The 21,209-nt window shown below is 35.8% G+C and carries 31 protein-coding genes; 23 read left to right on the plus strand and 8 right to left on the minus strand.

What is annotated here, in order from left to right:
• Window positions 1-15 precede the first annotated feature (15 nt).
• Complete coding sequence (locus tag I6U49_RS03035) at window positions 16-456, plus strand: hypothetical protein (RefSeq protein WP_198627514.1); 441 nt, start codon at window positions 16-18, stop codon at window positions 454-456.
• 91 nt (window positions 457-547) lie between these two features.
• Window positions 548-847 carry an HPF/RaiA family ribosome-associated protein gene (locus tag I6U49_RS03040; RefSeq protein ID WP_198627515.1) on the plus strand — a complete coding sequence of 100 codons (300 nt, stop codon included), beginning with the start codon at window positions 548-550 and terminating at the stop codon, window positions 845-847.
• Window positions 848-952: 105 nt separating this feature from the next.
• Here I6U49_RS03040 and I6U49_RS03045 read toward each other — a convergent pair whose 3' ends face one another.
• Complete coding sequence (locus I6U49_RS03045; protein ID WP_198627516.1) at window positions 953-1,450, minus strand: DUF456 domain-containing protein; 498 nt, start codon at window positions 1,448-1,450, stop codon at window positions 953-955.
• Window positions 1,451-1,802: 352 nt separating this feature from the next.
• Between I6U49_RS03045 and I6U49_RS03050 the strand changes: the two genes are divergently transcribed.
• The 7 genes from I6U49_RS03050 (at window position 1,803) to I6U49_RS03080 (ending at window position 6,485) form a co-directional block, all read left to right on the plus strand.
• A complete protein-coding gene (locus I6U49_RS03050; RefSeq protein ID WP_193710419.1) occupies window positions 1,803-2,165 on the plus strand; it encodes a BlaI/MecI/CopY family transcriptional regulator in 363 nt (120 codons plus the stop codon).
• On the plus strand, window positions 2,165-3,613 hold the full coding sequence (locus I6U49_RS03055; RefSeq protein WP_198627517.1) for a M56 family metallopeptidase: 1,449 nt from the start codon (window positions 2,165-2,167) through the stop codon (window positions 3,611-3,613). The genes I6U49_RS03050 and I6U49_RS03055 overlap by 1 nt, the downstream gene beginning before the upstream one ends.
• Window positions 3,614-3,635: 22 nt before the next feature.
• Entirely contained in the window at window positions 3,636-4,751 is a 1,116-nt protein-coding gene (locus tag I6U49_RS03060) for a tetratricopeptide repeat protein (protein WP_232804617.1), read from the plus strand.
• A gap of 186 nt (window positions 4,752-4,937) precedes the next feature.
• Complete coding sequence (locus tag I6U49_RS03065; RefSeq protein ID WP_198627519.1) at window positions 4,938-5,201, plus strand: hypothetical protein; 264 nt, start codon at window positions 4,938-4,940, stop codon at window positions 5,199-5,201.
• 68 nt (window positions 5,202-5,269) lie between these two features.
• The gene (locus I6U49_RS03070; protein ID WP_232804618.1) at window positions 5,270-5,839 is read left to right on the plus strand and encodes a hypothetical protein; all 570 of its coding nucleotides are present in this window, start codon (window positions 5,270-5,272) and stop codon (window positions 5,837-5,839) included.
• A 54-nt stretch (window positions 5,840-5,893) separates the two neighbouring features.
• A complete protein-coding gene (locus I6U49_RS16960) occupies window positions 5,894-6,094 on the plus strand; it encodes a type II toxin-antitoxin system HicA family toxin (RefSeq protein WP_198627520.1) in 201 nt (66 codons plus the stop codon).
• The gene (locus I6U49_RS03080) at window positions 6,081-6,485 is read left to right on the plus strand and encodes a type II toxin-antitoxin system HicB family antitoxin (RefSeq protein ID WP_198627521.1); all 405 of its coding nucleotides are present in this window, start codon (window positions 6,081-6,083) and stop codon (window positions 6,483-6,485) included. The genes I6U49_RS16960 and I6U49_RS03080 overlap by 14 nt, the downstream gene beginning before the upstream one ends.
• On the opposite strand, the gene I6U49_RS03085 is transcribed toward I6U49_RS03080, so the two are convergent.
• On the minus strand, window positions 6,482-6,757 hold the full coding sequence (locus I6U49_RS03085; protein ID WP_198627522.1) for a YciI-like protein: 276 nt from the start codon (window positions 6,755-6,757) through the stop codon (window positions 6,482-6,484). The genes I6U49_RS03080 and I6U49_RS03085 overlap by 4 nt on opposite strands.
• A gap of 1 nt (window position 6,758) precedes the next feature.
• A complete protein-coding gene (locus tag I6U49_RS03090; protein ID WP_232804619.1) occupies window positions 6,759-7,799 on the minus strand; it encodes a glycosyltransferase family 2 protein in 1,041 nt (346 codons plus the stop codon).
• A gap of 280 nt (window positions 7,800-8,079) precedes the next feature.
• Between I6U49_RS03090 and ruvC the strand changes: the two genes are divergently transcribed.
• From ruvC to I6U49_RS03140, 10 genes are all read left to right on the plus strand, one after another.
• Entirely contained in the window at window positions 8,080-8,631 is a 552-nt protein-coding gene (ruvC, locus tag I6U49_RS03095; protein ID WP_198627524.1) for a crossover junction endodeoxyribonuclease RuvC, read from the plus strand.
• Between the two features lie 23 nt (window positions 8,632-8,654).
• A complete protein-coding gene (gene hemW / locus I6U49_RS03100; RefSeq protein WP_198627525.1) occupies window positions 8,655-9,782 on the plus strand; it encodes a radical SAM family heme chaperone HemW in 1,128 nt (375 codons plus the stop codon).
• Window positions 9,783-9,822: 40 nt separating this feature from the next.
• The gene (locus I6U49_RS03105) at window positions 9,823-10,056 is read left to right on the plus strand and encodes a hypothetical protein (protein WP_198627526.1); all 234 of its coding nucleotides are present in this window, start codon (window positions 9,823-9,825) and stop codon (window positions 10,054-10,056) included.
• A complete protein-coding gene (locus I6U49_RS03110; protein ID WP_198627527.1) occupies window positions 10,040-10,345 on the plus strand; it encodes a type II toxin-antitoxin system RelE/ParE family toxin in 306 nt (101 codons plus the stop codon). Before I6U49_RS03105 ends, I6U49_RS03110 begins: the two co-directional genes overlap by 17 nt.
• A 44-nt stretch (window positions 10,346-10,389) precedes the next feature.
• Window positions 10,390-11,136 carry a cyclase family protein gene (locus I6U49_RS03115; protein WP_198627528.1) on the plus strand — a complete coding sequence of 249 codons (747 nt, stop codon included), beginning with the start codon at window positions 10,390-10,392 and terminating at the stop codon, window positions 11,134-11,136.
• A gap of 86 nt (window positions 11,137-11,222) precedes the next feature.
• A complete protein-coding gene (locus I6U49_RS03120; RefSeq protein WP_317191840.1) occupies window positions 11,223-11,483 on the plus strand; it encodes a DUF4260 domain-containing protein in 261 nt (86 codons plus the stop codon).
• A gap of 1 nt (window position 11,484) precedes the next feature.
• Entirely contained in the window at window positions 11,485-12,099 is a 615-nt protein-coding gene (locus I6U49_RS03125; protein ID WP_193710430.1) for a DUF4230 domain-containing protein, read from the plus strand.
• 137 nt (window positions 12,100-12,236) lie between these two features.
• Entirely contained in the window at window positions 12,237-12,602 is a 366-nt protein-coding gene (locus I6U49_RS03130; RefSeq protein WP_198627529.1) for an MmcQ/YjbR family DNA-binding protein, read from the plus strand.
• The gene (locus tag I6U49_RS03135; protein ID WP_198627530.1) at window positions 12,595-14,373 is read left to right on the plus strand and encodes a MutS-related protein; all 1,779 of its coding nucleotides are present in this window, start codon (window positions 12,595-12,597) and stop codon (window positions 14,371-14,373) included. The genes I6U49_RS03130 and I6U49_RS03135 overlap by 8 nt, the downstream gene beginning before the upstream one ends.
• A 214-nt stretch (window positions 14,374-14,587) precedes the next feature.
• Entirely contained in the window at window positions 14,588-15,595 is a 1,008-nt protein-coding gene (locus I6U49_RS03140; RefSeq protein ID WP_198627531.1) for a metal-dependent hydrolase, read from the plus strand.
• A gap of 22 nt (window positions 15,596-15,617) precedes the next feature.
• Here I6U49_RS03140 and I6U49_RS03145 read toward each other — a convergent pair whose 3' ends face one another.
• Window positions 15,618-15,914 (minus strand): type II toxin-antitoxin system RelE/ParE family toxin, encoded by a 297-nt coding sequence (locus tag I6U49_RS03145; RefSeq protein WP_198627532.1) that lies wholly within the window; start codon window positions 15,912-15,914, stop codon window positions 15,618-15,620.
• A complete protein-coding gene (locus I6U49_RS03150; protein WP_193710435.1) occupies window positions 15,902-16,084 on the minus strand; it encodes a hypothetical protein in 183 nt (60 codons plus the stop codon). The genes I6U49_RS03145 and I6U49_RS03150 overlap by 13 nt, the downstream gene beginning before the upstream one ends.
• A 160-nt stretch (window positions 16,085-16,244) precedes the next feature.
• Between I6U49_RS03150 and I6U49_RS03155 the strand changes: the two genes are divergently transcribed.
• The 4 genes from I6U49_RS03155 to I6U49_RS03170 all read left to right on the plus strand — a co-directional run bounded on the left by I6U49_RS03155 (window position 16,245) and on the right by I6U49_RS03170 (window position 19,200).
• Window positions 16,245-17,951: a DUF885 domain-containing protein gene (locus I6U49_RS03155; RefSeq protein ID WP_198627533.1), complete on the plus strand. Its 1,707-nt coding sequence runs from the start codon at window positions 16,245-16,247 to the stop codon at window positions 17,949-17,951.
• A gap of 59 nt (window positions 17,952-18,010) precedes the next feature.
• Window positions 18,011-18,247: a hypothetical protein gene (locus tag I6U49_RS03160; protein WP_198627534.1), complete on the plus strand. Its 237-nt coding sequence runs from the start codon at window positions 18,011-18,013 to the stop codon at window positions 18,245-18,247.
• Window positions 18,232-18,531 carry a type II toxin-antitoxin system RelE/ParE family toxin gene (locus I6U49_RS03165; RefSeq protein ID WP_198627535.1) on the plus strand — a complete coding sequence of 100 codons (300 nt, stop codon included), beginning with the start codon at window positions 18,232-18,234 and terminating at the stop codon, window positions 18,529-18,531. Before I6U49_RS03160 ends, I6U49_RS03165 begins: the two co-directional genes overlap by 16 nt.
• Window positions 18,532-18,618: 87 nt before the next feature.
• Window positions 18,619-19,200, plus strand: a complete 582-nt coding sequence (locus I6U49_RS03170) for a PhnA domain-containing protein (protein WP_198627536.1) — start codon at window positions 18,619-18,621, stop codon at window positions 19,198-19,200.
• Between the two features lie 3 nt (window positions 19,201-19,203).
• On the opposite strand, the gene I6U49_RS03175 is transcribed toward I6U49_RS03170, so the two are convergent.
• The 3 genes from I6U49_RS03175 to I6U49_RS03185 form a co-directional block, all read right to left on the minus strand.
• Complete coding sequence (locus I6U49_RS03175; protein ID WP_198627537.1) at window positions 19,204-19,902, minus strand: ABC transporter ATP-binding protein; 699 nt, start codon at window positions 19,900-19,902, stop codon at window positions 19,204-19,206.
• Window positions 19,903-19,947: 45 nt separating this feature from the next.
• On the minus strand, window positions 19,948-20,691 hold the full coding sequence (locus I6U49_RS03180; protein ID WP_232804620.1) for an O-methyltransferase: 744 nt from the start codon (window positions 20,689-20,691) through the stop codon (window positions 19,948-19,950).
• Window positions 20,692-20,798: 107 nt separating this feature from the next.
• Complete coding sequence (locus I6U49_RS03185; RefSeq protein ID WP_198627538.1) at window positions 20,799-21,194, minus strand: four helix bundle protein; 396 nt, start codon at window positions 21,192-21,194, stop codon at window positions 20,799-20,801.
• Between the last annotated feature and the right edge of the window lie 15 nt (window positions 21,195-21,209).

Here is a 21,209-nt window from a genome sequence, read left to right on the forward strand (position 1 = left end):
TAAATATTTAAAGTTATGGATAATATAAGAAAACGGCCTAAGGGAGATTTTATCGCTGAAGCCAATATGGAACAACTTTACGCACTTACAAAACACTGGAATTCAGATCTTCATTTTTTTAAAGATGACCTCAGTTTTCTACATAAACTTTTAGATAGCTATTTTATTTGGATAGATAAAGATGAGAATTATAGGATAGCTTCACGAATGAAGAATGAATTGCTGAGACTTAGAGAGCGTTGTGATGATTTATTGGATAAAACCGAAAAGCATACGCAGCAAATAGGGAAAATGATCCTTGAAAAGATGGAAGATAGCCGAATTTTTAGATTGGAACACGAACATTTGGAAGATGAGATTGCTGCTTTTGTAAAAGCTTTTAGGTTAAATAGGCTTGAACTTTTTAAAATAACCGAATATATAAAAGACACCGATAAGCTACCCGATATTTCCTGAAACGCGGCAAAATTAAACGAGGCAACGTGACCGTTGTCATATTTTAAAAACAGCCTTGAATATACCTTTGTCTAAACTTAAAACTACTACTATGCTCATCAACATTCAATTTATAAAAACAAAAGGAAAACCAAGTTTAACCGAATTAGTATCAGAACACCTCAACAAATTATCAGAAAAATATGAATGGCTTATTAGGGCCGAAGTTTATTTTAAAGAAGAAAATGATCCTAAGGGAAAGTCAAAAATTTGTGAAATAGAGCTAAGTGCTCCGGGACCAAGAATTTTTGCTTCCTCTACAGAAGAAAGTTTTGAATTAGCCATCAAAAAGACCATCTTCGAACTGGAACAGCAAGTTAAAAAACGTAAAGCTGTTTTTGTAGCTCACTAGGATGTTTGCAGAGACTGTTTGAAAATTAGAAATAGAATCATTCTTTTGGGTAAATTTCAATATCCCCAAGTTGAAGTTTAATCATTTTTAAACAGTCTCTTTTTTTTAAAATAGTAAATCCCTAAAGCCCCAAACTTTATAACTAAAGAAAAGGAAGAAGCCTACTGCCACTATCAATTCCATAAAGGTAGATGCCAGTAAGCCAATAAAAGACCCATAGGCCGCTCGCAAAGCCGATTTAGAGTCAGATTTATTGACGATTTCCCCAATAAAGGCCCCTACAAAAGCTCCAATTAGTATTCCTAAGGGGATGGGGGTTAAAATTCCTACAACCAGCCCTATAGTAGCACCCCACATACCAGCTTTACTGCCACCATACCTTTTAGTTCCCATAGCCGGAATAACAAGTTGTAAGGCATAAATTATAGCGGCCAGAAAAAATGCTATGCCCAAAACCCAGTAATTTATGGGTATTGAAGGCGATAAATAGAGTAGTAATAATCCCAGCCAACTAAGCGGTACCCCGGGCAATACCGGAAAAAAGCTTCCCAGAATTCCCAATATCATCAAAACCGCACCAATAACTATTAATAGTAAATCCATAGTGTTTTTATAAGTAGATTTTCAAATATAGATGAATTTCAAATAATTTTTCAACTAAAAAATTAGGTTAAACTAAAATCTTAGTTTATATTAGCAGTATCGAATTTGAATTTTCCGGGTTTGTCACTTCGAGCGGAGTCGAGAAGTCAGGATCTGATTTTAGATATAACGTCATCCTGAACTTGTTTCAGGACCTAATTTCAAATCGACTTAGAATTCCGAAGTTATTCCGGAATAAAGTCTGAAATTAACTCAGCTTGACTATTTAGAAGTTTAATATTCAAAAAATAATAAGAGATTTCCGCCAGAGTTTATCCCGATTTCTAAGGGATGGAAATGACATAAAAAGATTATGAAACAACTAACCAAAGCCGAAGAAGAGATTATGCAAATTCTCTGGAAACTGGAGAAGGCTAATGTAGCTTCGATTATCGAGGAAATGCCAACACCCAAACCGGCGTACAATACGGTTTCTACCATTGTTAGAATACTGGAAGATAAAGGTTTTGTAGATCACGAAAAAAAGGGAAAAGGCTATTTATATTTTCCGCTTTTGGCTCGTGAAACCTATAGCAACCAAAGCATCAATAAGTTGATGAACAATTATTTTAATGGTTCCTTTAAAAGTATGGTTTCGTTTTTTATGAAGAAAAACGATATGGACACCAAAGATCTGGAGGCCATTTTAAAAGAAATCAATAAAAAAGAACAATAATGTTTGAGTATATAATTCAGGTAATCGTTTTTCAACTTGGTTTTTTACTGCTGTACGAGCTGATGCTAAAAAAGGAAACCTTTTTTACAATAAACAGGCTGTACTTACTGGTAACACCTTTAGTTTCCCTTTTACTGCCAGTATTGAAGTTTGAAAGCCTGGCCACACTGGTCCCGGCAGAATCTATCGCTGGCCTTCAGGTTTTGCTTCCCGAAGTTTATATTGGTGGCCAACCAGAAGCTAGTCAGGAGTTACCGGCGGTAAAGTTAGCCGTTCAACAGGGCTTGCAAATAAACTGGTGGTTGGTTACTTATGTTGCGGGAGCGGTGCTGAGTTTAATGCTTTTGATAAAGAAATACCGGGATCTCAATCATTTGTTTCGTTTCAGAAGAATTTCAGAAGATAAGGAGCTGCGAATTATTGAAGTTCCCAACTCTAAAATTGCCTGCACCTTTTATAAAACCGTGTTTTTAGGCGATAAATTATCTGAAGCTGAAAAGCAACAAATTTTATCTCATGAGTTGGTTCACGTAAAACAAAGACATAGCCTGGACCTGATATTTTTTGAAGCTTTAAAGATCATATTTTGGTTTAATCCTTTGGTATACATCTACCAGAGTAGAATTGCCGTATTGCACGAGTTCATCGCCGATGCAAATGTGGTAAAAACCACAACCAAACGCAGCTATTATGAACAGTTGCTCAACACCGCGTTTAACACGCAGAATATTTCATTCATCAATCAATTTTTTAACCATTCATTAATCAAAAAACGAATTAGTATGTTACAAAAATCAAGATCAAAAACAATTGCGAAATACAAGTACTTATTTGTATTGCCTTTACTTTTTATGATGCTCACCTATGTGTCTTGTTCTGAAAATAGAGAGATAAATGAAAAAGAAGAACCAATCTACCAACAGTTAACCGAGATTAAATTGGCGGTTCAGGAAGGTAAAGAACTATCGCTTGAAGAGAAGGAGGAATTATTTGAAATAATGAAAGTAGTGATGGATACTGAAAAACCTCCAATGCCACCATCGCCACCCTCTTTTGAAAAGTCTTCCACTGATAATTCGAACTCAGTTCCTTTTGGAGTGATTGAAGATGTTCCGGTTTTTAAAGGTTGTGAAGGTCTATCCTCTAATGAAGAAAGAAAAAAATGTACTAGTAATAAGATTTCACAATTCGTAAATAAAAACTTTGATACCTCCATTGCAGAGAAAAGTGGTCTAACTGGGGTAAATCGTATAATTGTGCAATTTAGGATAGATGAAACCGGAAAAATAGTAGATGTAAAAGCACGAGCGCCGCACCCTATTTTAGAAGAAGAGGCTATAAGAGTGATTTCTAAACTTCCACAGATGCAGCCGGGGAAGCAAAAAGGAGAAAATATTAGTGTGATGTATTCGCTTCCTATAGTTTTTCAAGTAGATGGTGGTGAATAAAATAAGTATAATCATTTTATTAATGTTAGCCTTTAAAGCCGAAGCTCAAACTTCGGCTTTGGCGGTTTCCGATAGTTTGTATGCCGTAGGGGAATATGCTGAGGCTATAAATAAGCTTCAGGAAATAGATCCTCAAACAGAGAAAACTTACTTAAAATTGGCTAAAAACTATGCGGCCAACCGGCAACCTGAGATTGCCCTGGAGAATTACAAAAAGGTTTTACGCAAAAATCCAAACCGGGTTTTAACCGCGGTAGATTATGGCAAATTATTAGTGAAAACTGGAAAACTACATCCAGCCGACAGTCTTTTTAACAAGCTGAGCAAAAAATATCCTCAAAATGCCAATTTTAAATATCAGCAGGGGTTAATTAAGGAGAAATTAAAAGACAGTACTGCTATGGAGTATTTCTTGTTTACCTTAGGCCTTGATACTACGCATCAGGGAGCACTGTATAAACTGGCAAAAGATAAATTGAAGAATCGCCAGTATACTATGGCGGAACATTTCAGTAAACAAGGCTTGCGTGCCAATCCTAATAGTGCCTCATTGCTTTCTATCCTTGCGCAAACCTATTCATCTTTAAAACTGTATAAGGAGGCAATTCCACGTTATGAGAAGTTAATAGCGTTAGGCGAAGGTACCGACTTCATCTATAACAAACTCGGATTTGCCTATTACCGGCTTGGCGATTATAAAAAAGCCATAGCGATGTATAAGGAAGCTTTGAATTTTGAAGATCGAAATTCGGCCACGCATTACACGCTGGGGAAATTATATGCTTTAACCGGAAACTTAGATAAATCTGAAACGCATTTATTGATGTCAATTCTTATAAAAAAACAACCGGTAGATGCCGAATTTTTTAGCCTGGGACTTACCTATAAAATGCAGGAAAAGCACAAAAACGCATTGGAATATTTTAATAAGGCCCTGGAAGAAAATCCCGATCATGAAAGAGCTTTGTACGAACGAGCAGTGGCAGCAGATAATTATATGGCAGATCACGAAGCCGTAATTGGCTACTACGAGACGTATTTTAATAGATATAAGAGTATTGGGAACGACGGAATGCTTTATAGGGCAAAAACCAGAATAAGCGATCTAAAGCAAAAAATACATTTAGCTGAAAACTAATAAACTTTGCAGGTTTAAGTACTATCAAACTTATTTTTAATGCTAATTAAACCTATCAAATTTAAAATCATTCCATTTTTCTTCAGTCTTTTTGTTTCTATTTTCGCCACTGCACAGTAAGCTTTTGAAGTCAATATTTTTGTTGATACCGAAAAAAACATCTATTTGGAAGAGCAAAAAGTGAGTATGAGTGAACTTTTAAAAGAAACTAAAGCTTTGATTTATAAGCAGCCGGCGTTGAAATATGACCGACTTACTTATAATATATATGCAGACAAAAACCTGAGACACGGATTTGTTATGGATATAAATTATCAACTTTTAAGAGCCATGGAAGCTTTAAAGTCAAAGACTAATAAATATCTTTTGGAATATAAAAACCTCGATCTCGATAAGGCTAACTGGCAGTTAGAAATAAAGTCTTTAAAACTGGATGCAATAAAAGATTAGCCCTTCATTTTCAGTGGGCCTTCTCTTAATTTTCCTTACTTTTGCTTAAAGTACAAGTGTATTTGCCAATGAAAAAAGCTTTACTCAATAATCGAGATTTAAAGGCTTTAAAACCTGTCTCGAAATTAAAGTCTTATTTATTCTCTAATAGCCTTTTGATTTTTTTTCGGTATAGTCTACTTGCAGTTGCTGTTTTAATAATTGCTTCCTGTAATTTTGAAACCAGGAAAATTTCATCGGAAGAAGTACTGGAACTGGAAGCAAAGACGCTTAATTGGAAAGAAGTAGATGAATACCCGGCTTTTGAAGACTGCCGGAACGAAACCGAACTTTTAGCAGCCCGGGATTGTTTTGAGCGGGAAGTTGCTGAAAATATCTACGCTTACCTTTCTAAACAACAACCAGTAGTTACAGAATCTATAGACGATACGCTTTATCTTTACCTGGAAATAAATAGTTCTGGGCGTCCCGAAATAGATTCGGTTAAAATTGACTCTACTTTAAATAGCCAGTTACCTGAATTGCGATTGTGGTTAGACCAAAGTATAGATTCCCTTCCAAAAATTTATCCGGCAAGTAAGCGCGGGGTGCCGGTTTCTACGGTTTTTAAAATGCCTATTGTAATTAAAGCAGAGTAATTATTAGAAACATAACATTTTTGTTATATAACATTTTTGTTATAAATTTAACGTGTGAATTCGGTTTCCTTAATTAAAGTGATAAAAAAGGATGGCTGGTATCTCGTTAGAACTAGAGGAAGTCACCATCATTTCAAACATCCTGAAAAGAGAGGGATTGTTACCATTCCACATCCTAAAAAAGATCTTCCCAAGGGAACCGTAAATTCAATTCTAAAACAAGCTAGAATTAAAAAATATAATGAAAAAGATTAATGTATATGTTGAAAAGGCCGAGGACGGGACTTACTGGGGAAGTACTCAAAACCTCCCAGGCGTAGTAAGTGCTTTTGGAAGTTCATTAGATGATTTAAAACAAAATTTAAGAGTTGCGTTTAAAGATTATATAGAAGTAGCGGAAGATCTAAATGAAGAATGGTTAGATGAAATTAAAGGTTCAACAGAATTTGAATATAGACTTGATATAGCTTCATTTTTTAAACTTCTTCCAATAAAAATTTCAGCTATTGCCGAAAAATCTGGTATAAATCCTTCGCTTATGAGACAATATGCCAGTGGAAAAGCAAATGCCTCAGAAGAAAGAGCAAGAAAAATAGAAAAAGCTATTCACGAACTAGGTGAAGACCTTCTTTCCATTTCTATTTAATCCCCAATTGCCACATTCCACTTTTTTACCGACCAACTTTTTATAAGTCCGTTTTTTGTATAAGGATCGTTTTCTGCAAAAGCTTTGGCAATCTTATCACTGTTGGCTTTAAAAACCAATACAGCTTCGTTAGCCGAATCTATGGCTCCGCCAAGCAGCAAATATCCTTCATTAAAATACTCGGTTGCGTGGCTTAAGTGGTCTTTTCGATATTTTTCCCGTTCCTCCAGGTAATTTTCAGGGGTAGTGTATGTTAATATATAGTAATTCATCTTAATTTTTAAATTCCCTTCCTTTCCAGGAGAACCCATAAAATAATGATTTCAGGGCGATATAAGTGCTAAAAAAAGGATAAAAAATACTGCTCCAAAAATAGCTTCGTAATACTGTTTCTCGCTTAAAAAATTTAGCCGCACTATATATTAAAATAAAATCCAGGTTAAACTTTATCAGAAAAATTATTAAAACAGTCTGATAATTAATCAGCTGTAAAAAGACTAAAAAAGCGGCTATCACCAGGCTTACATTCATTAAGAATACAGTGATTCCGGTTATTTTAGCAAAGATACTCGTGTAAGCCGGCGCTTTGGAAGCCCATCTAATTCGTTGAGAAATTAAATTCTTAAAATTATTTTGACCCCGGGTGTAAACAATGGCCTCTTTACTTTTTAAAAAACCTATTGGGTATTTTCTTTGTTGAAATTTTTGAAGCAAAAAAACATCGTCACCGCTGGCAATATTAGTATTTCCCGAAAACCCTAAAACCTTCAAAAAGGCTTCTTTCTTATAACATAAATTGGCGGCATTACACATAAAAGCCCTGTTTATACCAAAAGCACCCGCGGTTGATGCCTGGAGGCTTAGAATATCTAATTCCTCAAAATTCCGTAAAATATGTTTTCGTCCGGTATTGGTGTTTTCTCCGGGAAGTTGAAGTAATGCAACCGGTCCTGCAACTAAACTGCAATTGGTTTTTTGAATAAAACTATTGTAAGTTTTTAGCCAGGTTTTAGAAATTTGGCAGTCTGCATCGGTGGTGATAATATATTCAAATTTTGAAGCCTTAATAGCGGTAGTAATCGCGTCTTTTTTGGGAGCCTTTGAGGCAGGTTTATTTTCTAACAGCTTTACATTTAATTCTGAATAGTTTTCCTGAAACTCTTCGATAATTTTTACCGAATTATCTTCAGAGTTATCGTTTATCAGGATAATTTCAAATTGTGAATTCGGGTAATTAATTTCAGCAAGGGAATTCAGTAAAGCTGGTAGGTTTTTAGCTTCATTTCTAAAAGGGACAATAATGGAAAACCGCATTTGCACAGTTGAATTTTCCGAAGAGAATTCAGGGATTTTTTTCCAGCCATACAGCAACATGAGCATTAAGACCGAATAACAAATACAAATAATAACAAAAATGAACATACTCGGTTTTCTAATTTATTGTGCTGTAAAGTAAATTAAATCAATGTGAATTCTGAATTTATTGAAAGAAAAAAGCTAAGCTAAAAAGACTTGAAAGCGAGTAAGGAAACGAAATTGCTTAGCTTTGCGATGTTAGTTGAAATTAGGGAAGTATTATATTGAAACAGTTATTTTGAAGAGTGAAAGAATCATTTTAGGAATTGATCCCGGTACCACGATTATGGGTTTCGGACTTATAAAAGTGGAAAATAAACAGATGAAATTTATGCAGCTCAACGAATTGCAGCTAAGTAAATACAGCGATCCCTATGTAAAACTTAAATTGATTTTTGAACGAACCATAGAATTAATAGATACTTACCATCCCGATGAAATTGCGATTGAAGCACCATTTTTCGGTAAAAATGTGCAATCTATGCTTAAATTAGGCAGGGCACAGGGTGTGGCGATGGCCGCCGGACTCTCACGAGATATTCCAATTACCGAATATTTACCCAAGAAAATCAAAATGGCAATTACTGGTAATGGGAACGCCAGCAAAGAACAGGTGGCAAAAATGTTGCAAAGTTTGTTGGGTTTGAAATCATTACCGAAAAATCTCGACTCAACCGATGGGCTTGCAGCTGCGGTTTGTCACTTCTACAATTCGGGGAAAACTCAAATGGGAAAAAGCTATTCCGGATGGGCTGCCTTCGTAAAGCAAAACCCGAAGAAAATTAAATAATTTAAGCTTTTCAAATTTATAAAATGGCTGGTATTTACGTTCATATTCCTTTTTGTAAGCAGGCTTGTCATTACTGTGATTTTCATTTTTCTACCTCTTTAAAAAAGAAAGCTAAACTTGTAGAAATGTTATGTAAGGAATTGCTGCTTCGGAAAAATGAGCTTAATTCTCCTGAAATCCATACCATTTATTTTGGAGGCGGAACGCCCAGTTTGTTGGAAGCAGATGAGCTTCAGAAAATTTTTGAGACCATTTTTGGGAATTATAAGATTGCCAATAATCCTGAAATCACCCTGGAAGCCAATCCCGATGATTTAACCGAAGAAAAGTTGAAGATGCTTTCGGTTTCTAAAATAAACCGTTTAAGTATTGGGGTGCAATCTTTTTTTGAAGAAGATTTAAAGCTGATGAACCGCGCCCATAATGCCAAAGAAGCTTTAAAAAGCATAAAACTTGCTAAACAAGCTTTCGATAATATTTCTATAGATCTTATCTACGGAATCCCGGGAATGAGTGTGGAACGATGGCAGCGAAATGTGGAAATTTCGTTAGAACTTGGTGTACCTCATATTTCCAGTTATGCGCTTACGGTAGAACCAAATACCGCATTACATAAATTTATTGAAAGGGGAAAAATAAAACCGGTAGACGATGAAGCTGCTAAACTTCATTTTGAAATTCTGGTTGAAACCCTTACTAAAAATGGGTTTGAACATTATGAGTTTTCAAACTTTGGCAAGCCCGGCTATTTTTCAGAGAACAATACCGCTTATTGGTTGGGGAAACCGTATTTAGGAATTGGGCCCGCCGCGCATTCTTATGATGGCAACTCCAGGAAATGGAATGTTTCTAACAATCCTCTTTACATAAAGGCTCTCGAAAATGATAAAATTCCGCAGGAAACTGAGACCTTATCACTTTCAGATATGTACAACGAATATGTGATGACGAGGCTTCGCACAAAATTTGGGGTGAATATTGCTGAGGTTTCATGGGAATTTGGAGAAGATTACAAAAATCACTTTGTGGAGCTTGCAAAGCCATTGCAAAAGGAAAATTTACTTGAGGAAAAAAATGGGGTTTTTCATATTACTGCCAAAGGAAAATTTTTAAGCGACGGTATTGCTGCCGATTTGTTTTTCCTGGAATAATAAATATCGAAATTAAAGTCAAAAATCGTAAATTTGAGTTATGGCTATAGATATTAAAAACAAGAAAATAGAATTAATTCAATGGTTATCCACTTTGGATAATGAAATCATTATAGATAAATTAATGAAATTGAGAGAGAGTGAGAAGGCTGATTGGTGGAATAAGATAAATGAAGGCGAGAAAAAATCTATAGGGAAAGGAATTGAAGATGCCAATTCCGGGAACTTAAAACCGCAATCTGAAGCCAGGAAACTCTATGAAAAATGGTTGTAAGATTTTTTGGACTGTTCACGCACTTTCTGAACTTGAGGAAACAATAGCCTATTTAGAAGAAAACTGGACTGAAAAAGAGCTCCAGAAATTATTTAGACACTTAGATCATACCCTTGAGTTAATTTCTAAAAACCCAACCATATTTCAGGTCTCTTATAAAAAGCAAAATATTCACAGAGCTGTAATTGCAAGATTTAATACGCTGTATTATAGACTGCACAACGAAAAGATTGAAATTCTATCTTTCTTTTCTCATAGAAAGGATCCTGATAAAATTAAGTTTCAATAAATTTTACCGGCTTATTCTACCAACTCTTTTTATAATTTAGCTGAATGCTAACGAACATTAATTTTAAAGCTAAGGATTTTAAAACCGATCTTTCCAAACCCCTGGATATTTCCATTGGCTTGCGGGGTGATGAAAAGAATCCGGTGGCCTGGTATTTAGGTTCCCCTGAAATAAAACCGGTAAATGACGGTGATTTTATTGGGAAAGTTTCAGAAGGCGCTTCGGTTAATTTTAATACTATTCAGTTTAATCCGCACGCACACGCTACGCATACAGAATGTGTGGGACATATTTCCAGGGAATTTTACAGCATCAATCAAACGCTGAAAACTTTCTTCTTTCTTTCTAAGTTGATTTCAGTAGAACCTGAAACAAGGGGAGAAGATAAAGTGATTTCTGAAGCCATTTTAAAGGAAAAAATCCAGGCTAACGAAACAGAAGCCTTAATTATAAGAACCCTGCCCAATTTTAGGGAAAAACAAACCAAAAAATATTCGCATACCAATTGGCCATATCTTAGCGAAGAAGCTGCAGTTTACCTTAGGAATTGTGGCATAAAACATCTGCTTATAGATTTACCCTCTGTAGATAAAGAAAAAGACGGTGGGAAGCTACTGGCGCACAAGGCCTTTTGGAATTACCCGAAAAAGACCCGGTTTGAGGCTACTATTACCGAATTAGTTTATGTGCCAAATACTATTGAAGATGGTGCTTATTTATTAAACCTGCAAATAGCTTCTTTTGAAAACGATGCCAGCCCCTCAAAGCCTGTTTTATATAAATTATTATGAAAGTAACACTCGCACTTGAAGAACTCGCAATGTTATTGTTGGGAATCTTTGTATTTAGTCAATTAGACTTTGTCTGATGGTGGTTTTTGGTTTTATTTTTTGCACCAGATTTTGGTATGCTGGGATATCTCTTCAATACTAAAATAGGTGCTTTTACCTATAATCTTTTTCATCACAGGGGATTGGCAATTTTAATTTGGATTTTGGGATTCTATCTGCAAAATGAAGTATTTCAATTAATAGGTGTAATTTTGTTTTCACACGTGGCTTTTGATCGTATTTTAGGCTATGGCCTTAAGTATGAAAAAGGTTTTAAATTCACTCATTTGGGAGAAATAGGAAATTAATATGGAATTTTTATTTATCGGATTGGCCGTGGGAGCGGTTGTGGCTTATTTTATTTTCGCCAGGTTTAATAAGGAGAAATCAAAACTTAAAACCAACGAGCAGTCGTTGGTGATTATGGATAAAATTAGAAGTGTTTGTAAGTTCATCACCGTTGAAGGCGATTTTTCTGAAGTCTATCATTACGAGAATTTAAAGGAAAAATACCTAAGCTTGCTTTTAGGAAAGAAAAAGGCCATTGTACTGGTAAATGCCAAAGCACACGTAGGTTTCGATCTTAGTAAAGTGCGAATGACCAGTGAAAATGAAAGAAAAACCATTGTACTAACCAATTTTCCGCAGCCTGAATTGCTTACGGTAGAGACAGATTTTAAGTACTACGATAAGCGCGAAGGTTGGGCAAATCCTTTTACCACATCAGATCTTACCGATATTAACCGGGACGCCAAAAACTATATTGTAGATAAAATTCCACAAAGCGGTTTGTTAGACCAGGCAAGAAAAGAGGCACTGGATACCATTTTGTTAATGGAAAAAATAGTAGAAACCATAGGCTGGAAATTAGATTATACCGCACTAACTTTGGAAGATAGAAATCAGTCAAAAATCGAAAAATAGACGATGACGTCACCCTGAATTCGTCACTTCTAGCAGAGTCGAGAAGTCAGGATCTAAGATGATTATTGTTTTTTCATCTTAATACAAACCAGAACATTTTTTAGATTTTCGCCTGCGCGGAAATGACAATATTGCATATGGACATCGAATCACTAAGAAATTATTGCATAAACAAAAAAGGAGTGACAGAAGGACTTCCTTTTGGTCCCGATGTGCTGGTTTTTAAAGTAATGGGCAAAATGTTTGCTTTGGCCAGTCTGGATGCGATTCCGCTTAGTGTAAATTTAAAATGTGATCCTGAAAAAGCAATTAGCTTGCGGGAAGCAAACGAAAACAATATTTTGCCCGGCTACCATATGAACAAACAGCATTGGAACACCGTAATCCTGGATGGTCACCTGAAGCCCGATTTTGTTTTCCAATTGGTAGACGATTCGTATCATTTGGTAATTTCAGGATTAACCAAAAAACAACAACAAGAACTTAAAGATTTAGATGAATAACCCATTAGAATTTTATATAAAACAGAAAGAAATACACAGGCAGGAATTAGCTAAGATTTCAAAAAAATTATTGGTTTCCAGCTTGATTAGGCTATTGGTTTTTTTAGCGATTTGTTTTGCAGTTTATTATTTTTTCGGAAATATGAATGTAATCGTACCGGTAATTATTGGCGGGATTGCACTTTTTTTGTTCCTGGTTTCCAGGCATAGCAACCTAAAAGATGAAAGCGATAAACAAAAAGAAATCATCAAGCTGAATGAACAGGAAATAGATATTCTAAACACCGGGTATTTTCAAGAGCTCCCCGATGGAAGTGAATTTGAAAAGCCCACACATCCCTACAGTCAGGATATAGATTTATTTGGGCGGGGATCGTTTTTTCAATATGCAAATCGAACCGCACTTTATGAAGGGACCAAAAAACTGGCGGGTATTTTTACCGAAAACAGCATAGAGAATATACCCTTAAAACAGGAAGCCATTAAAGAACTGGCTAAAAAGCCAAAATGGCGGCAGGAGTTTACTGCTTTAGCTAAATTAGTGAAGACTGAAACACCTTCTAAAACTGTTATTAAATGGTTTAAAAACTATAAGAATTTTGTTCCAGATTACGTAAAATGGTTGCCAACAGTATTTTCGGTGATTTCCATTTTGGTAATTGCCGGTTATTCGTTTGATTATTTAAAAGGGATTCACCTTTTTTTATGGTTTTTGGCGGGAGTACTTTTTACAGGGATTTACCTGAAAAAAATCAATTTATTGTCGGGTAGCGTGAGTAAAGTTCAGGATACTTTTCATCAATATCATTTGTTACTTGGCTTGCTGGAACAGGAAGATTTTTCTTCAGAAATATTAAAAAAGAACCAGGCTTTAATCCGTTCAGAAAAGAAAAAAGCTTCTGCCATTTTTAAAGAATTTTCTAAAGCAATTGATGCTTTAGACCAGCGAAATAATATGATTTTTGGCATTTTGGGCAATGGTTTTTTGCTATGGGACCTTAGACAATGCTACAAACTTGAAAAATGGATCTCAAGCTACAGGCAGCACGTAGAAAATTGGTTTGAAGTGATTGAAACTACCGATGCTTATAATTCGTTGGGTAATTTTGTTTTCAACCATCCGGCTTATGTTTTTCCTGAAATCATAAACGAAAAAAGAGGGATTACAGCAAGAAGATTGGCACATCCACTTTTAGATCCTAATAAAAGGATTGCAAATGATTTCTCTATTGGTAGGGAAGAATTTTTTATAATTACCGGGGCCAATATGGCCGGGAAAAGTACCTTCTTAAGAACGGTTTCCCTACAAATCTTAATGAGTAATATAGGGCTTCCGGTTTGTGCAGAAGCCTGTCAATATTCGCCCATAAAACTTATTACAAGTATGCGCACCAGTGATTCGCTAAGCGATGACGAGTCTTATTTCTTTTCAGAATTAAAGCGCTTAAAATTTATTGTAGATGAAATAAAAACCGATCGTTATTTTATTATTCTGGATGAAATATTAAAAGGAACCAATAGTAGTGATAAGGCCATAGGTTCTAGGAAGTTTATTCGGAAACTGGTGAACTCCAATTCAACCGGAATTATCGCAACGCACGATTTGAGTTTATGCGAAATCACTTCAGAATTATCCCAGGTGAAGAACCATTATTTTGATGCAGAAATCATTAACGACGAACTGCATTTTGATTATAAGTTTAAAGATGGAATTTGCCAGAATATGAACGCCTCTTTCTTGCTTAGAAAGATGGAGATTGTAGACGATTAAACGCTAGAATTAAAGTTTTCGGAACCTTTTCCAGGCTTTAGTTGAGATTATATGAAATGTCTTATTTTCGTCAAGCTGAACTTTTTTCAGCTTCTAACAAGATCTTATAAGCGTATTAGATTCTGAAGCAGGATGACGTGATTAAAGGATTTATTACTATCTAGCTTTTCCTTTCGAAAAGGAGATGTTAAATCGGTAAAGAAAAAAGTTATAAATGGATTCACTAACACAAATAGTACTGGGTGCCGCGGTTGGCGAAGCAGTTTTAGGCAAAAAAGTTGGCAATAAAGCAATGCTGTATGGAGCCATTGCAGGCACCATACCCGATTTAGACACTTTTGCCAGTGCCTTTACCGATACCATTACCGCTATTGAAATTCACCGTGGTTTTACTCATTCTATCATATTTTCTATACTTTTTGCGCCCATTTTTGGCTGGTTGATCTCAAAGATTGAAAAGAAATCTAAGGCCACCTGGCAAAATTGGTCCTGGTTAATGTTTTGGGGCTTATTTACGCATCCGCTTTTAGATTCGCATACCACCTGGGGAACACAGTTATTCTGGCCTCTGGAAGTGCGCCTGGCCTATAAGAATATTTTTGTGATAGATCCACTATATACCTTACCGTTTTTAGTGTTTTTAATCCTGGCAATGCGAAAGAAAAGAGGAACAAAAGAAAGGAGAAAATTCAACAATCTTGGCCTTATAATTAGTAGCGTTTATTTATTGGTAATTACCCCGGCATTAAAACTTTATACCTTTACTAAGTTTACCGAAGCTTTAGAAAATCAGGGTATTGCTTATTATAAAATAGAAACCAAACCCGCTCCGCTAAATGCTATTTTATGGACGGCAAATGTAGAGGTGGATGATGCTTATTTAATTGGAAATTATTCAATTTTTGATACACAACCAATAGACTTTGTAGCACATCCCAAGAATCACCATTTAATGGGGCCCTGGAGAGAAAAACCTAATGTAAAACGCCTTATTGCTATTTCAGAAGGCTGGTTTACCATTTCAGAAAAGGAAGGGGAGATTTATTTTAACGATCTTCGTTTTGGTACTTTAAGCCCAATAGCCAGGGTGGATGCCGATTTTGCTTTTAGCTATAAACTCGTGGAAGAAGAGGGCGAAATTAAAGCCATAGAGACTGAAAAAACACGTGGTGATGCAAAAGAGCTTTTGTCGCAGTTGGGTACACGTATTTTGGGAAATTAGTGGTGTGGAATTTGAAATGAATTTAGAGATTTTCTGCCTTTAAATTTCTGGCTGAGTGATGAATAGTAAGGATGTCTATTCTTTTGTTATTCAGTATTTTATAGATAATTCGATAGTTCCCTTCAATTAACTCTCTAATTTTAGGATGATTTATTTCAGGGACCGATTTACCTGAATAGGTTTGAGTATGAAGAATTTTTGTTCGATTCCTAAGTTTAATAATTTGTAACCTAGCATATTTTTTAGAATCCCTACCAATGTATTTCCCAATACTTTTTAAATCAGATATGGCTTGAAATGTCCAGTTTATTTGAACCATTTTTCAATCTCCTTATCCAATTGTTCCTCAGAAATAACATCTCCTTTCTTTGACTGATTTATACCATTTTCTACTTTTTCAATAAAAATCAAGCGTTCTACCAACTCATCAATAGAAAATGTCTCCGGCAGTTTTTCAATCTCTTCCCTTAATTTGCTTTTTGTAAGCATTTTTACATCAATTTGAATCCAATAACAAGATACAATTTTAATCTGAGTTTAAATTTAAAGAAAGGAGCTACTGAATAAAAAATATTCGTTTATTCGTGGCAAGCTAAATTCCATATAAACTTCTTTATAAATCTTATCTTAGCGAAAATTCTACCTATTTATGAAATATTATTTGAGCATTGCTATTGTATTTTTATTTACTTCCACTTTTTCTGCGCAGGAAGCTTCCGTAAAATTAGACTCCATAATTAGCAAAATAGAAAATCACAAAGCCTACGATCGCGAAGATTTTCCTTTAGGCCTTTATACCGAAGGATATTATAAAAAACAAGCTGAATTTGCCGAAGCACGTTTAGAAGAACTCAATAATATTAAAGCTAATTCACTTAGTGAAACTGAAGCAATTTCGTTGGAAATGCTAAAGTTTAAACTCCAGGAAACCGTAGATCGTTACACCTACGAAGCCTATTTAAATCCGTTGCTTTCTGATTCTGGATTTCATTTAAGCCTGGCTTACCAGGTGCGGGATTTAAATACCTATGCACAGGTAAAGGCTTATTTAAATAAATTAAATGCCATACCAACTTATGTAGATCAGCATTTCGCTTTGTTGCGGGAAGGTTTAAAGAAAGGCAATACACAACCTCTGGTTATATTTAAAGGTTACGAAGCTACCTATAACAATCAAATTTTAGAAGATCCAAAAGAAAGTTATTTCTATGAACCTTTTCTAAACCTGCCAAAAACACTTTCAAAAACCCAAACGGACTCTGTTTTAAATGCCGCTGAAAATGCGATTGCCGAAAATGTAATTCCGCAGTTTAAAAGAATTAAAGCTTTTTTTGAAACTGAATATCTGCCAAATACACGAACAAGTTTAGGCGTTTCTGAAATTCCTAATGGTAGGGACTATTATCAAAACAGGCTGGATTATTATACAACCTTAGATTTAACAGCAGAAGAAATCCATCAAATTGGTTTAGAGGAAGTAGCGCGGATTAATTCAGAAATGAAAAAAATAATTGCCGAGGTTGAGTTTGATGGAAGTTTTGAAGAATTTATTCATTTTCTAAGAACCGATGAACAATTTTATGCCAAAACAGGGGAAGAATTACTTAAAGAAGCCCGTGATATTTCTAAACGTATAGATGCCAAACTCCCCGCTTATTTTAAGACCTTGCCCAGGAAACCTTACGGAGTGGCAAAAGTACCCGATGCTATCGCACCAAAGTATACTACAGGACGCTATATTGGAGCTTCCAATGAAACACAGCCGGGTTATTATTGGGTAAATACTTATAATTTACCTAATCGTCCTTTATATGTGTTACCATCTTTAACAGCGCATGAGGCCGTGCCCGGACATCATTTACAAAATGCTTTAAATGCCGAATTGGGTGATAGCATTCCAAAATTCCGAAGAAATATGTATCTATCGGCTTACGGAGAAGGCTGGGGCTTATATTCCGAATTTCTAGCTGAAGACATGGGGATATATACTACGCCTTATGAGTTGTTTGGAAAACTAACTTATGAACAATGGCGCGCCTGCCGATTGGTAATAGATACAGGGATTCACGCTATGGGGTGGAGTAGGGAAGAAGCGGTAGCATATTTTGAAAAGAATACAGCGCTTTCAATGCATAATATCAATACCGAAGTAGATCGATATATCTCCTGGCCCGGACAGGCAGTTTCCTATAAAATTGGGGAAATAAAAATCAGGGAATTACGTGAAAAAGCAGAAAAAGCCCTGGGTGCCCAATTTGATATTCGTGATTTTCACGAAGTGATTTTAGAACAGGGAGTGGTTACATTACCAATTTTAGAAGAAAGGGTAGAGAAATATATTGAAGAAGCGCAATAGCAACATATCAGTTCAATTTATTCAGAATTTCTTAACTTATAGGAGTAAAATTTACCGCTATGAAAACTGCTGAAATACGAGAAAAGTTAATCAGGGAGATAAATTTATCTGATAATAAAAATTTGCTTGAAGAACTCTACCGTTACTTAAATAGAGAGAATAGAACTCAGAAAAGCTATAATTTGAGTGATGAACAAAAGCTTGCAATAGAAGAAGCTAGGGAACAGATTAATAAAGGAGATTATTTGACTAGTGAGGAAGCCAATCAAGAAATTGACGAATGGCTAAAAAGGTAATTTGGTCTTCAAGAGCTCAGAACGATAGAAAAGAAATCCTGGAATATTGGATAAAAAGGAATAAATCCAAAGTCTACAGCAAAAAACTAGCAGAATTATTCAGGCAAGCCGAAATACTGGTTACTAATTATCCCGAAATCGGAAAACCTACAGATAGCAAGAACGTTCGAATTAAAGTTGTTAGGGATTACTTACTTATTTATGAAATAAAGAAGAACCAAATTTTTATATTGACTATTTGGGATAGTAGGCAGAATCCCAAAAAACTAGTAAAACAACTCTAAAAATGAGCTATGCAGCGGTTATCTATTGAATCAAATCAAGTTGTTTTGTAGTTTTATATCTTATCTTCGCGACTTTAAAAATTAAGCATGAGTTTAGAAAAAGAATTAAGGGAACGCAGCGATAGTACTTGCGAACTTTGCAGTGCTACAGATAATTTAAAGGTTTATAGCCTGGAGAATTTCCCGGGGGAAGCCGTAGATGGAAGTTTTATGGCTTGCCAGGTATGTAGCGAACAACTGGAAGATTTTGATAAAGTAGAGGTAAACCACTGGCGTTGTTTAAACGATAGTATGTGGAGTACTGTTCCTGCTGTTCAGGTTGTTGCTTTTCAGATGCTTACTAAACTTAAGGCTGAAGGCTGGCCGCAGGATTTGCTGGATATGCTGTATATGGAAGACGAGCTAAAAGCTTTTGCCAAGTCCCAGTTGGTTTCCGAAGAAAATACTACGCCAGAAGTTATCCATAAGGATAGCAATGGTGCAGTAATCGAGGCCGGAGACACCGTAGTGCTTATAAAAGACCTAAATGTAAAGGGTAGTAGTTTAACCGCTAAACGCGGAACTGCTGTACGCCGTGTTTCTTTAGTTCACGATAATGCAGAGCAAATTGAAGGTAAGGTTGAAGGACAACAAATTGTTATCTTAACAAAGTTTGTGAAAAAGGTTTAAAGCTTATTGGCTTAAGACTTTTTTTCTCTCGTCACTTTCTACCATCCCGTCGCGAAGGCGTATAATACGATGAGCGTGTTCGGCGATATCTTCTTCGTGGGTAACCAGGATTACTGTGTTGCCCGCTGCGTGTATTTCATCAAAAAGGTTCATGATCTCTACCGAAGTTTTAGAATCCAGGTTTCCGGTTGGTTCATCGGCAAGAATTATAGAAGGTTTATTTACCAAAGCCCTTCCAACAGCTACTCTTTGACGCTGCCCCCCTGAAAGTTGATTGGGCTTATGGTCCATTCTATCGCCAAGTCCTACGTTGGTTAAAACCTCTTCGGCCCGTTTTTTTCGGTCGGTTTTATTGTAGCCGGCATAGATCATGGGTAAGGCAACATTTTCTAAAGCGGTAGTGCGTGGAAGAAGGTTAAAGGTTTGAAAAACAAAGCCTATCTCTTTATTTCTAATTTCGGCAAGTTCATCGTCGCCCATTTGGCTGGCGTCTTTTCCATTTAAAATATAGGTGCCGGAAGTAGGTGTATCTAAACATCCCAGTAAATTCATTAAAGTAGACTTTCCAGATCCCGATGGCCCCATAATGGCCACATATTCACCTCTTTCAATGTCCAGGTCTATGCCTTTTAAAACTTTTACCACTTCATTTCCCAATGGGAAATCCCGGGTAATTTGCCTAATCTCAATGACTTTACTCATGCAGAAATAATTTTGTGCTTATAGGACGCAGCTTTGCGCATTTTGTTACAAACGTATTGTAAAATGCTGCTTTGCCTGTTCTTTCCTAAAAAATATAAGTCCGAGGAAAAAGGTATCAATGCTCACTTTAACCCTGGGATGTGCCTTAATTTCTTCCCAGGCAGCTTCCATACCGGGAGACCAATGAATATCATCAAAGATAAAAACAGAATCGTTATGGGCGGTGGGAAGCAATTGCTGAAAATAATTTAAGGTAGCTTCTTTGGTATGATGCCCGTCAAAATAAATAAGATCGTAATGGGTTTGTTGTTTGTTGTTTGTGGCTTTATTAGAAAAGACTACAAATTTTGAAAGAATTTCTTCAAACTCTCCCACCTTAAGATCAACATTACTCAAACCGAACTTGTTCAATTGCACCCGGGCTACATTGGCGGTTTGTGGGCAACCTTCAATACTGGTTACTTTGCTATTTTTATTTGCCGAAAGTGCAGCAGTGCCAATTCCCAGCGAAGTGCCAAGTTCTAATATATTTTTACAGTTTAAATAATTCACTAAGCGAAATAAAAACCTGGCCCTTTTTTTCGGAATTCCTACATTTTTGGCAATTGAAGCAATACTGCGCTCATTAGAAGTGAAAACCCTACTCCCTGCACCAAAGTCGGTTACCTGTATTGTTTTATTGTTTTTTAAAAGATTTTTTCGGTAATCGTTTAGAAGTGTATATGCTTCGTATTTCTTTCTATCATAAAAACATTTCGTCACCAAATCGTATACAAAGGGCGAATGCAACCCATGTTGGTTTTGGGATTTTAAAAGGAATTTTATGTAGGATTTTAGGTGCAGAGTAGTTTGTGGTTTAGAGTTTTTTGTTTGTAGTTCAGGTTGAAATATATTGTTTATGGTTTTTTAAACTTAATTCCTTTTAGGTTCGTTTTTCTCAAATAATACATAAAAGCCCCTATTTTATTTTCGGCTTTTAAGCAGTCTTCTTTTAAGTCTTCAAACTGTTCACTACTAATTAGCTTTTTATCAAAAGCTCTATATAATTGCGAGCGCAATTCAGAAACAGAACCTTTTGAATAACTTAAAAAATTATGAAATTCCTGATTACCTCCACGGCCATAACCTTCAGCAATATTATCCATTATCGAACCCGAACTTCTTTCCATTTGATCACGCAGCGAAAAATTTCTTCCTAGCTTGGTATTATGAAATAGTTTTTCTGTTTTCTTGCATATTAATCTTGCTAGCTGCCAGGCTTCAATATCCTCAAACCTTTCGATTTTACCCATAATTCTCATTTTTTT

This window comes from Salegentibacter maritimus, from assembly GCF_016236915.1.
Classification (GTDB): Bacteria; Bacteroidota; Bacteroidia; order Flavobacteriales; family Flavobacteriaceae; genus Salegentibacter; species Salegentibacter maritimus.

Bases quoted from the DNA above. Each gene is read 5' to 3' on its own strand.
- I6U49_RS03035 (WP_198627514.1), top strand. From the start codon at position 16: ATGGATAATATAAGAAAACGGCCTAAGGGAGATTTTATCGCTGAAGCC.
- I6U49_RS03040 (WP_198627515.1), top strand. From the start codon at position 548: ATGCTCATCAACATTCAATTTATAAAAACAAAAGGAAAACCAAGTTTA.
- I6U49_RS03045 (WP_198627516.1), bottom strand. From the start codon at position 1,450: ATGGATTTACTATTAATAGTTATTGGTGCGGTTTTGATGATATTGGGA.
- I6U49_RS03050 (WP_193710419.1), top strand. From the start codon at position 1,803: ATGAAACAACTAACCAAAGCCGAAGAAGAGATTATGCAAATTCTCTGG.
- I6U49_RS03055 (WP_198627517.1), top strand. From the start codon at position 2,165: ATGTTTGAGTATATAATTCAGGTAATCGTTTTTCAACTTGGTTTTTTA.
- I6U49_RS03060 (WP_232804617.1), top strand. From the start codon at position 3,636: ATGTTAGCCTTTAAAGCCGAAGCTCAAACTTCGGCTTTGGCGGTTTCC.
- I6U49_RS03065 (WP_198627519.1), top strand. From the start codon at position 4,938: ATGAGTGAACTTTTAAAAGAAACTAAAGCTTTGATTTATAAGCAGCCG.
- I6U49_RS03070 (WP_232804618.1), top strand. From the start codon at position 5,270: ATGAAAAAAGCTTTACTCAATAATCGAGATTTAAAGGCTTTAAAACCT.
- I6U49_RS03080 (WP_198627521.1), top strand. From the start codon at position 6,081: ATGAAAAAGATTAATGTATATGTTGAAAAGGCCGAGGACGGGACTTAC.
- I6U49_RS03085 (WP_198627522.1), bottom strand. From the start codon at position 6,757: ATGAATTACTATATATTAACATACACTACCCCTGAAAATTACCTGGAG.
- I6U49_RS03090 (WP_232804619.1), bottom strand. From the start codon at position 7,799: ATGCGGTTTTCCATTATTGTCCCTTTTAGAAATGAAGCTAAAAACCTA.
- hemW (WP_198627525.1), top strand. From the start codon at position 8,655: ATGGCTGGTATTTACGTTCATATTCCTTTTTGTAAGCAGGCTTGTCAT.
- I6U49_RS03105 (WP_198627526.1), top strand. From the start codon at position 9,823: ATGGCTATAGATATTAAAAACAAGAAAATAGAATTAATTCAATGGTTA.
- I6U49_RS03110 (WP_198627527.1), top strand. From the start codon at position 10,040: ATGAAAAATGGTTGTAAGATTTTTTGGACTGTTCACGCACTTTCTGAA.
- I6U49_RS03115 (WP_198627528.1), top strand. From the start codon at position 10,390: ATGCTAACGAACATTAATTTTAAAGCTAAGGATTTTAAAACCGATCTT.
- I6U49_RS03125 (WP_193710430.1), top strand. From the start codon at position 11,485: ATGGAATTTTTATTTATCGGATTGGCCGTGGGAGCGGTTGTGGCTTAT.
- I6U49_RS03130 (WP_198627529.1), top strand. From the start codon at position 12,237: ATGGACATCGAATCACTAAGAAATTATTGCATAAACAAAAAAGGAGTG.
- I6U49_RS03135 (WP_198627530.1), top strand. From the start codon at position 12,595: ATGAATAACCCATTAGAATTTTATATAAAACAGAAAGAAATACACAGG.
- I6U49_RS03140 (WP_198627531.1), top strand. From the start codon at position 14,588: ATGGATTCACTAACACAAATAGTACTGGGTGCCGCGGTTGGCGAAGCA.
- I6U49_RS03145 (WP_198627532.1), bottom strand. From the start codon at position 15,914: ATGGTTCAAATAAACTGGACATTTCAAGCCATATCTGATTTAAAAAGT.
- I6U49_RS03150 (WP_193710435.1), bottom strand. From the start codon at position 16,084: ATGCTTACAAAAAGCAAATTAAGGGAAGAGATTGAAAAACTGCCGGAG.
- I6U49_RS03155 (WP_198627533.1), top strand. From the start codon at position 16,245: ATGAAATATTATTTGAGCATTGCTATTGTATTTTTATTTACTTCCACT.
- I6U49_RS03160 (WP_198627534.1), top strand. From the start codon at position 18,011: ATGAAAACTGCTGAAATACGAGAAAAGTTAATCAGGGAGATAAATTTA.
- I6U49_RS03165 (WP_198627535.1), top strand. From the start codon at position 18,232: ATGGCTAAAAAGGTAATTTGGTCTTCAAGAGCTCAGAACGATAGAAAA.
- I6U49_RS03170 (WP_198627536.1), top strand. From the start codon at position 18,619: ATGAGTTTAGAAAAAGAATTAAGGGAACGCAGCGATAGTACTTGCGAA.
- I6U49_RS03175 (WP_198627537.1), bottom strand. From the start codon at position 19,902: ATGAGTAAAGTCATTGAGATTAGGCAAATTACCCGGGATTTCCCATTG.
- I6U49_RS03185 (WP_198627538.1), bottom strand. From the start codon at position 21,194: ATGGGTAAAATCGAAAGGTTTGAGGATATTGAAGCCTGGCAGCTAGCA.